The following is a 9,923-nucleotide window of genomic DNA, read 5'->3' as shown; positions in this document are numbered from 1 at the left end:
CAGAGGCAATTGTCTTGCCGTCGGGGGAGAAGCTGACACTCCAAACCGAATCGCTATGCCCTTTGAAGGTTTTGAGTTCTTTGCCATCTAGACTCCAGAGTTTGATGGTCTTGTCAGCACTGGCAGAGGCAATTGTCTTGCCATCAGGGGAGAAGCTGACCCAATAAACCCAATTGCTATGCCCTTTAAAAGTTTTGAGTTCTTTGCCATCCAGACTCCAGAGTTTGATAGTCTTGTCAGCACTAGCAGAAGCGATCGTCTTGCCGTCTGGGGAGAAGCTGGCGCTAGAAACCCCATCACTATGCCCTTTAAAAGTTGTGAGTTTTTTGCCATCCAAACTCCAGAGTTTGATAGTCTTATCAGCACTGGCGGAAGCAATCGTCTTGCCGTTGGAGGAGAAGCTGACGCTATTAACCAAAGCGCTATGCCCTTTGAAGGTTTTAAGTTCCTTGGCTTCTAGACTCCAAAGTTTGATTGTCTTGTCACGACTGGCGGAAGCAATCGTCTTGCCGTCGGGGGAAAAGCTGAGGCCTACAACCGAATTGCTATGCCCTTCTAAGATTTTGAGTTCCTTGCCTTCTAGACTCCAGAGTTCGATTGTCTCGTCAGCGCTGGCGGAGGCTATTGTCTTACCGTCGGGGGAAAAGCTGACCCAATAAACCCAATTACCATGACCTTTGAAGGTTTTGAGTTCTTTGCCATCCAAACTCCAGAGTTTGATGGTCTTGTCACCACTGGCAGAAACTATTGTCTTACTGTCGGGGGAGAAGCTGACGCTATTAACCCAATCGCTATGCCCTTTAAAGGTTTTGAGTTCTTTGCCATCCAAACTCCAGAGTTTGATGGTTTTGTCACCACTAGCAGAAACTATTGTCTTACTGTTGGGGGAGAAGCTGACGCTTTTAACCAAAGCGCTATGCCCTTTGAAGGTTTTGAGTTCTTTGCCATCCAAACTCCAGAGTTTGATGGTTTTGTCACTACTGGCAGAGGCAATTGTCTTGCCGTCGGGGGAGAAGCTGACACTCCAAACCGAATCGCTGTGCCCTTTGAAGGTTTTGAGTTCTTTGCCATCCAAACTCCAGAGTTTGATGGTTTTGTCACTACTGGCAGAGGCAATTGTCTTGCCGTCGGGGGAGAAGCTGACACTCCAAACCGAATCGCTGTGCCCTTTGAAGGTTTTGAGTTCTTTGCCATCCAAACTCCAGAGTTTGATGGTCTTGTCACCACTGGCAGAGGCAATTGTCTTGCCGTCGGGGGAGAAGCTGACACTCCAAACCGAATCGCTGTGCCCTTTGAAGGTTTTGAGTTCTTTACCTCTTACCCCATACATCGCTTGCCGCAATGCCACTATAACTTGATTTTTAGTATCTGATTCTACCCAAATTTTTGGTGTTCGTTGTAGTTTCCCTGCTGCTTTTATACTTTCAATTAAGGCATCTGTATCTTGTCCTGAGGCAAACAGTGCTTCACTAGAGGCACTTAGAAGGTTAATTTGAGCCTTAGTATTGGCAATAAATGATTGCACGCCAAATATTACTGCTATAGATGTTAAGCCTGCCAAGCCCAAGCCTGCTAGATAAGCTTCGCGTAATCGCCGTTTTAAAACTTGATTTAGCCTTGCTTCTAGTAATTTGCGTTGTTCTTTTTCTTGTTCTAGTTCTGCCAGTAATTCTGCACCGCGTTGTTGGCGAATAAAAGCTACAAGATAATCATGAACTAGCTGATACCTGTCAGCAGGAGATTGGGGAATTAAAAATACTACCCCTGATGTAACTAAAATCTCTAATACTAAATGTAATTTATCTGCTTCGGCTGCCAAGGCTGCGGCTAACTCAGCTTTAGTTTTTAAAGGGCGAGTATTATTTTCATCTGTGAGCAAATACAAAACTAACTGGGCAGCACGTTCATTTTCTGCGCCACAGTCTTTAACTATAGCTTCTAAAAATCGCTCAACTAATTTATCTTTTGGGCCACTTTGCTGATATTGCTCTAGTGTGGTGATATTTTCTGTTTGCAGTTGTGCCCCTACCACTTGCAATTCTATCGGGCGTACTTCTCGTAATTCACCTGCTAAATCTCTGACTAATTCATCTATTAATTCTGGCTCTAAGTAAAAAGACCGTTCTGTTAAACTTTGAATAACTAATTTAGCTGCTTCTGGTTCAAAATTACCAAAAGCATAACGAGTTTGTTTATTGAGAATATCGTTTTTGGTAACTTCCAGATTTGTCAGCTTATCGCATTCTAATAAATAATGTAAATAATCTTCTCGCAATGACAAAATTACTTTTACAAAAGGCAAATCAAAACTATCTAAACAAAGATGTAAAAATTCCCAAAACTTTCTTCGCTCAACTGGGTTAGGACAATTAAAGAAAAATTCCTCAAATTGGTCAAAAACTAAAACTGTTACCAAATTAAGCTCTACATTTTGCCGCAATCGCTGAATAATTTCTCCTACCCCTTCCCCCTCTCTAGCTCCCCTCCCTGCTTGCGGGGAGGGGTTGGGGGTGGGGTTCCGCAACGAATTCCCTAACTCCTGCACCCAATTGGTGTAAACTTGCACCACCACAGGCAAAATATGACGACCTTCAAATACAGTAATTTGCTGCAATGCTGGTACTAAACCCGCTGTTAATAAAGAACTTTTACCGACACCTGAAGGGCCATGAATCACAATTAATTTGTGGTCATCGCGGCTAATGCGCTCAATTAATTTGTCAACATCATATTTCCGACCAGAAGCAACAATTTCTTGGGCAATAGTCCCTTCTCCAGACTCTTCCCCTAACACGCTGTTGTATGATTCACCTGAGCTAAATGCTACTAAAGCCGGATGAATTACCTGTCGTTGAGATTGCAATCGACCTGCACCAATAAAAGCGCGTAAACCATACTGCTGTTCAATAGAACTTTGTTCTTGTTTGAGATGAAATGCGGTTAAATATTGATGCTGCCCAAAGTAGAATGTTCTTAATTCTTCTAATATCCGAATATAAAGCTTAGGATTATATTCTGGCTTGCATTCACTTTTAGCAATTTCTAGATTGTTTAGTGCTTCTTGCACCTGTCCAAGATGGCGTTGACTTTGAGCTAGTAATAACAAATACCAACTCATATAATATTGAATAGCCCAATTATTGTCTGTAAGACCTCTCTCCAAACCTCTCTCCTCCAAGGAGAGAGGCTTTGAATTCTCCCCATTCCCTACTAGGGAAGGGGGCTGGGGGGTTAGGTTATTATTTTCTTGATGAGCAGTTTGGGTAATTTTATTAATAGCTATTTCTGCATATTGCTTGGCTTCTTGCCATTGCAATTTAGCTAATGCTACTTCAGCTAAGGCAGCATAAGCATTAGCTAATCTAATAGGATGGGGATATGTTGTGTGTAATTCAACAGCTTTTTTGGCAATGTTTTCTAACTTTTCCCACTCCTCCAACTGTTGCAAAACTTCTCCTAAGACATTGATAAAATTAGCTGCTAAATCGGGACGATTGGCTTTTTGCAATCTCTTAATACAGTGCTGATAATAATTCCGGGCACAGCGACATGCTTTGTCATATTCTGCCCGATGTAAAACTGCATATCTCCGCCACCATAAACCAAGATGAAATAGGATACAGGCTTGCTTTTCTAAATTTCTTTGAATTAAACTTGCTGATTCTGGATTGTTTCCATCAATACATTGCTGCCACCAAAAGACTAAACTCTGCTTATAAAGTAGACGCGAATCCTCCATTTGATTTTTCGCGTAAGCATCACGTCCTAAAATAAATTGCTGGCTAGCTGCTATTTCTGGTTGTTTACACCTACGCTTTTGCAATTCCTGTAATGCTGACTCAATTTCAAAGCGTTTACCTGCACCCAGTGTTAAGTTAAGCGCAGCATTATCAAGAAATTGATCTGCTCCCGCTTCTAAAATTTTAGTGAATATTTCCTCGGCTTCTTGGTGGAGAAAATTGAATAATTCTTCAGTTGCGATCGCAAACCGAATCGGTACAGCAGCATAAGTATAAAAATCTGGTGCTAATCTGATCAGTTTTTGCAGCACCAAATCGTTAATCCACAATACCAAGGGAAAGGGAAAATCGTTCAGAAAATCATCCCGCAAGCGATTAATCGAAACCAGAAAATCATCTAAATTACGAACTGATTCTAAGCCAAATATCATGACAGCGTTTGGGTGTGCTGTGCCAATCTCATCTGTCATGATTGAATAAAGGCTGCTGGCAGAATGTTGCAGGTTAATTGCTAAGATATCTAACCCAGAACCCTGTCGTACTTGAGCTAATATCTGTTCTTGTATGCCGCCATAATTGCAGCGCACTAAAATTAGCGAAAATCGGCCTTGGGCATTTACAATTGCTCTAATGAGAGTAGTAAGCGATCGCTCATTTTGGGCAGTTACATCATCGGAGTTTGTCATTTGTCATTTGTCATTTGTCATTGGTCATTTGTCCCCCTTGTCTCCCCACACTCCCCACACTCCCCACACTCTCCCTGCTCACTCATAGCTGAAACTGCTTTGCTTCCGCTAATACAGGATTTATCCCAAACCACCGCCCTTGTTGATCCTGATATTCAAAGACAAACAAACTGCGTAATAAAGTTTGATAGTTAACTTCCCCACTTACACTTTGTTTCTGCACTACTAGCCGCAGCGCATCCCACTCATCGTCTGTAATCGCTAATACTAGTCCTTCGCGGTATTCGCGGATGGCATTTTCCAGACATTCCCGCGACAGGGGAGGATCTTCTACCTGAAGACAGCTATAGAGTATTCCTAACAAATTCCGTACATGACCGCCGCTAATACGGCACAGTCGATTTAAAGTTTCGGGTGTATCAAATATTTCTGTAATTAAAGCTAACCTGCTGTCAGCATTCACTCCAGGAAAAGCCCTAGCCAACACCATCTGTCGCAAAAGTGCTAATCCTTCCTCATAGTCTCTCCCATCCCGCAACTGCACCGGCACCATCGGTAAAATCTTAGGAGCCATACCACCCCCCAAACGATTTTTCAGCGCCTCAATTTCATTGGAGAACATCAGCACCAAAGGAATGGTGTAAACTACATGGCAATTGAGTTTGCGTAACTGCTCACCACGATCGACAAATAAATATTCAGGTTGCGATCGCTCTGTAGTTTTCGCTCGCGGATCTACCCGATCCAAGTTATCAATAATTACCACCAGCCCATTTTTACCCTTAGCCTTCAGTTGCTGCTGGGCAAGTTCCACAACTTCTTGATTAATCGATTCTAAAATACTATTAGTGCGCGGCTCTAAGTATTGCCTTAATTGACTTCTCAGCTTTGGACTATCTTTAGTTTTCGCCGTAATTTTGGCAATTTTTAGCGGCAAAGAAAGCTCTGCTTCTGCCTTTAATTCTATTGGTGTTTGCAAAAAATCGATAATTTCGTTTAGCAACCCAGTAAAGTAACCAGGTCTAACTTTGATATTAACGGCTTCTAAACTTTCACTCACCTGCCGCGCGATCGCCAGCATAATATCTGTAACATCCACATCAGCCATATCTAAATCCTGAGTGGACTCAAAATAAACTACATGAAAATTTTGCTGTTTTAATTCCGCTTCCAGTCGCCGCAATTCTGTAGACTTGCCACAACCAATATGTCCAGTAAACAATTGGCAAGTAGGCTTATTTGGCGCAAGGCGTGTAATCGTCCGCCCCAGTGCTTCAATTACTTTGCCACCCCGCACAGAAGCAAAATCAATATAATATTGCCGTTCCTCAGGATTTTCTAAGACCAAAGTCTTACTGGGGTTGCAACTGTCAAAAAATCTTTGTAAATCTAGTTTCATTAATATTGGGAAAATGGCTATATTTCCGCCACATTGCACTAACTGTTTAAATCAGATTTTATCGATTACTCCAATATGTGCATGAAATTGACAGCTATTTTTTCAGCATTTATACAGCAACCGCACGCTCTGTATCCTAGAAAGATGTTTCTATACGAACGCAGCCAACCTGCGTGGGCATTAAAACCCAATAAATACGGTTCAGTTAAGAGAGATTGTAGGGGCACGGCGTCCACAATCTTTTGGTGTATACAGTAATCTTATCGGTGCCGTGCCCCTACGACATATTGCATCTCAGCCTAACTGAACTGTATTGCATTAAAACCTAAACATAGGGCAAAAATTTCCTAACACCAATTTGAAAAAAGAATGCGACAGATATACAACCCCAAACTATTGTCCTGTCTGGATTCTTAATTTTGAATTTTGAATTGGTATAACTTCTGCCCTCTACCTTTCTTTGGTAAATTGCAGTACAGAATAGTTTTCAGTCAGAAAGTTATTACAGTCATGTCTCAGCCCACAATAGAATCAATCCTACAAGAAACGCGTTTATTTCCACCCCCTGCGGAATTTTCCCAAAACGCTCATATCAAAAGTCTGGAAGATTACCAACGTCTCTACGATAAAGCCAAAGCCGATCCGCAAAAATTTTGGGCGGAATTAGCCGAAACTGAGTTGCATTGGTTCCAAAAATGGGACACGGTACTAGATTGGCAACCACCTTTTGCAAAATGGTTTGTCGGCGGTAAGACTAATATTTCTTACAACTGTTTAGATAGACACCTCACCACTTGGCGCAAAAATAAAGCCGCACTCATTTGGGAGGGAGAACCAGGCGATTCTCGGACTCTTACCTATGCCCAATTACATCGGGAAGTTTGCCAGTTCGCCAATGCGCTGAAACAACTGGGAATCCAAAAAGGCGATCGCGTTGGTATTTATATGCCAATGATTCCCGAAGCTGCGATCGCTATGTTAGCCTGTGCCCGAATTGGCGCAGCTCACAGTGTAGTATTTGGTGGTTTTAGTGCGGAAGCTTTGCGCGATCGCTTAATCGATGCTGAGGCCAAGTTAGTCATCACTGCTGATGGTGGTTGGCGCAAAGATGCGATCGTTCCTCTCAAGGAACAAGTAGACAAAGCTTTAGCTAATAATGCTGTTCCCAATGTGAAAAATGTGCTTGTAGTAGAACGTACAAAGCAACAAACTCACATGGAATCAGGACGTGACCATTGGTGGCATGATCTACAAAAAGGTGTGTCAGCCGATTGTCCCGCCGAACCAATGGACAGCGAAGATTTGCTGTTTATTCTCTATACTTCTGGCAGTACTGGCAAACCTAAGGGTGTGGTGCATACAACGGCTGGGTATAACTTATTTACTCACATGACCACAAAATGGATCTTCGATTTGCAAGATACAGATGTATATTGGTGTACTGCTGATGTCGGTTGGATTACGGGACATAGCTATATTGTTTACGGCCCCCTTTCCAACGGTGCAACAACGCTAATGTATGAAGGTGCACCCCGTGCGTCTAATCCTGGCTGTTTCTGGGATGTAATTGAAAAGTACGGCGTGAATGTTTTTTATACTGCACCTACAGCAATTCGGGCATTTATTAAGATGGGAGAACAACATCCCAATGCGCGAAACTTGTCATCGTTGCGTTTGCTGGGAACCGTAGGCGAACCAATTAACCCAGAAGCTTGGATGTGGTATCACAAAGTAATTGGTGGTGAACGCTGTCCAATTGTGGATACTTGGTGGCAAACGGAAACTGCCGGAATTATGATTACCCCCCTACCAGGGGCAATTCCTACCAAACCTGGTTCAGCTACGCTTCCCTTCCCTGGCATTCTCGCAGATATCGTAGATTTAGAAGGTAATTCTGTACCCAACAACGAAGGCGGTTATCTTGCTATCCGCTATCCTTGGCCGGGAATGATGCGGACAGTTTACGGCGATCCCGAACGCTTCCGCCGGACTTATTGGGAACATATACCCCCAAAAGACGGCAACTACACTTATTTTGCCGGAGATGGCGCTAGAAAGGATGAAGACGGTTACTTCTGGGTAATGGGACGAGTAGATGACGTACTGAATGTATCAGGACACCGCCTCGGGACGATGGAAGTAGAATCAGCCTTAGTATCTCATCCGGCAGTTGCAGAAGCGGCAGTGGTAGGTAAACCAGATGAACTCAAAGGTGAAGAAGTAGTTGCTTTTGTCACTTTAGAAGGTACTTTTCAGGCGAGTGAGGATTTAAGTAAAGAACTAAAGCAGCACGTCGTCCAAGAAATTGGCGCGATCGCTCGTCCTGGTGAAATTCGCTTTACAGACGCTTTGCCAAAAACGCGATCGGGTAAGATTATGCGGCGATTGCTGCGAAATCTGGCTGCTGGGCAAGAAGTGTCTGGCGATACCTCAACTCTAGAAGATCGCACTGTATTAGATAAGCTGCGGGATGGTGCTTAAATTAAGTCAATAGTCCAGAGTCAACAGTCAACAGTCAAATCACCCTTGACCCTTGACTTTTTACTGTGGAACATTTGACACATCATTGCCAGTCAATCCTAATTGAGGTGCGTTTGTGATTAGCTAGCGCACCTCAATTTATCATAGGGATCAGAACACTCTTAAAGGATTGAGGCAATGAAGCTGAACAAGCAAATTAAATCAGTATTTGTTCAACCTCTTAGTTACATAACGCTGAGTATCATAACTACAATTTTTATTTCACCATCAGTGTTAGCAGTAACTGCACAAAATTCTTTACATTCTTCTAAATCTTCTGCTGACAAATTCACTAGACAAGAAAACTTTGAAAGTAGAGTGCAAAAATTAGCACAAGCACAGATTGAAGACTCAGTTCTAAAAGAGCGATCGCAGTTCATTCAACAAGCTAATGCTTTATACAGTCAAGGAGATTTTAAAGGTGCAGAGCAAAGTTTACGTAAATTCCTCAAAAAATTTCCCGAAGACGCTTTTGGAAACTTTCAACTCGGAAATGTACTTTTTCGGCAAAAAAGACTGGACGAAGCAATTAACTCCTACCAAGAAGCTATCCGTCTTAAACCAAAATATGCCCTAGCGTACAATGCGATCGGGATTGTTTACGCCAGTCAAAGTCGCTGGGATGAAGCCATGACCGAATATCGCAAAGCATTGGAAATTAATTCAGATTATGGCGATGCTTTGACAAACTTAGCACTGGCACTGTGGCAAACCAATAAACGAGATGAGGCTTTAGCTTCTCTAAAAAAAGCTTTAGATATCTTCAAAGCGCAAAATCGAAATGAAAAAGCTTACCAAGTAGAACAAATTCTGCAAAAGATCAAAAATTCTGCAAATCCTGGCGTTTCTTGAGCTTTTAAGACTTCAAACCACGCCAATATAAAATCTCATTAAGTCAACCATAGCCATTTTCAATTCCATAGAACACAGCAGATAGTCGCACAGTGAGCTAGCCTTTGCTTCATAACACACACTTCCATTAATCCCCTCCTTGCATCTTACAAGGAAGGGATGTTTTGTCTTTAGATAAAACAAGAGTGGGAAATTACACCAATTTGAAAAAAGAATGTGACAAATAGAAAATCTGTAGAGACGCGATTCATCGCCTTTTGAACTAAGGATGTCTTGCAATCATTAGTTGAATTGGTATTCAACAAATAAATTCTTTGTTCAAAATGGTATGAGTAAACTCAGTTTTTTACAAAGATATTACCTTAAGTTGGCACAGATCAACAATGTTCTCTACCGCCTATTGCTTACTAGCTTGGGATTTTTTACTTGTTATTCTCATCAGAGGGGGCAAGTCTTATCTGAAAGTTATTTGTCGAGATGATCGCAGTTAAAGATTGTCCCCAGATTGCACGAGCAATATCTCAGATGAAAGTTTCTAGTAACTATATTAGAGCTACAATTATTGAGCAAAATATAGAAAATTTAGAACAATTAATTTATAAACAAGAATTTATACATACAGCTAGTTTATTGTCAAATATAGAAGGTTATGTCAACTCTATTCAAGCTTTTTTAAGTAGGAAACAGCAAACATCACTTTAAGATAAACAAACTAATACAATAAAA

The 9,923-nt window shown here is 41.9% G+C and carries 5 protein-coding genes; 3 read left to right on the top strand and 2 right to left on the bottom strand.

Going from position 1 to position 9,923, the window contains the following annotated elements:
* A partial coding sequence (locus tag BV375_RS04425; protein WP_086757670.1) for a hypothetical protein occupies positions 1-4,426 on the bottom strand: 4,426 nt, incomplete at its 3' end.
* Between the two features lie 82 nt (positions 4,427-4,508).
* Positions 4,509-5,825 carry an AAA family ATPase gene (locus tag BV375_RS04420; RefSeq protein ID WP_086686236.1) on the bottom strand — a complete coding sequence of 439 codons (1,317 nt, stop codon included), beginning with the start codon at positions 5,823-5,825 and terminating at the stop codon, positions 4,509-4,511.
* A gap of 510 nt (positions 5,826-6,335) precedes the next feature.
* On the opposite strand from BV375_RS04420, the gene acs reads away from it, so the two are divergent.
* The 3 genes from acs to BV375_RS04405 all read left to right on the top strand — a co-directional run bounded on the left by acs (position 6,336) and on the right by BV375_RS04405 (position 9,899).
* Positions 6,336-8,306: an acetate--CoA ligase gene (acs, locus tag BV375_RS04415; protein ID WP_086757668.1), complete on the top strand. Its 1,971-nt coding sequence runs from the start codon at positions 6,336-6,338 to the stop codon at positions 8,304-8,306.
* A 177-nt stretch (positions 8,307-8,483) separates the two neighbouring features.
* Positions 8,484-9,197: a tetratricopeptide repeat protein gene (locus tag BV375_RS04410; protein WP_086757666.1), complete on the top strand. Its 714-nt coding sequence runs from the start codon at positions 8,484-8,486 to the stop codon at positions 9,195-9,197.
* A 477-nt stretch (positions 9,198-9,674) separates the two neighbouring features.
* Positions 9,675-9,899 (top strand): hypothetical protein, encoded by a 225-nt coding sequence (locus BV375_RS04405; RefSeq protein ID WP_086757664.1) that lies wholly within the window; start codon positions 9,675-9,677, stop codon positions 9,897-9,899.
* The last annotated feature ends 24 nt before the right edge of the window (positions 9,900-9,923 follow it).

The organism is Nostoc sp. 106C (assembly GCF_002154725.1).
GTDB lineage: Bacteria > Cyanobacteriota > Cyanobacteriia > Cyanobacteriales > Nostocaceae > Aulosira.
Note: the sequence above shows the minus strand (reverse complement) of the source record. Positions and strands in the feature narration are given on the sequence as shown.

Bases quoted from the DNA above. Each gene is read 5' to 3' on its own strand.
- BV375_RS04420 (WP_086686236.1), bottom strand. From the start codon at position 5,825: ATGAAACTAGATTTACAAAGATTTTTTGACAGTTGCAACCCCAGTAAG.
- BV375_RS04410 (WP_086757666.1), top strand. From the start codon at position 8,484: ATGAAGCTGAACAAGCAAATTAAATCAGTATTTGTTCAACCTCTTAGT.
- acs (WP_086757668.1), top strand. From the start codon at position 6,336: ATGTCTCAGCCCACAATAGAATCAATCCTACAAGAAACGCGTTTATTT.
- BV375_RS04405 (WP_086757664.1), top strand. From the start codon at position 9,675: ATGATCGCAGTTAAAGATTGTCCCCAGATTGCACGAGCAATATCTCAG.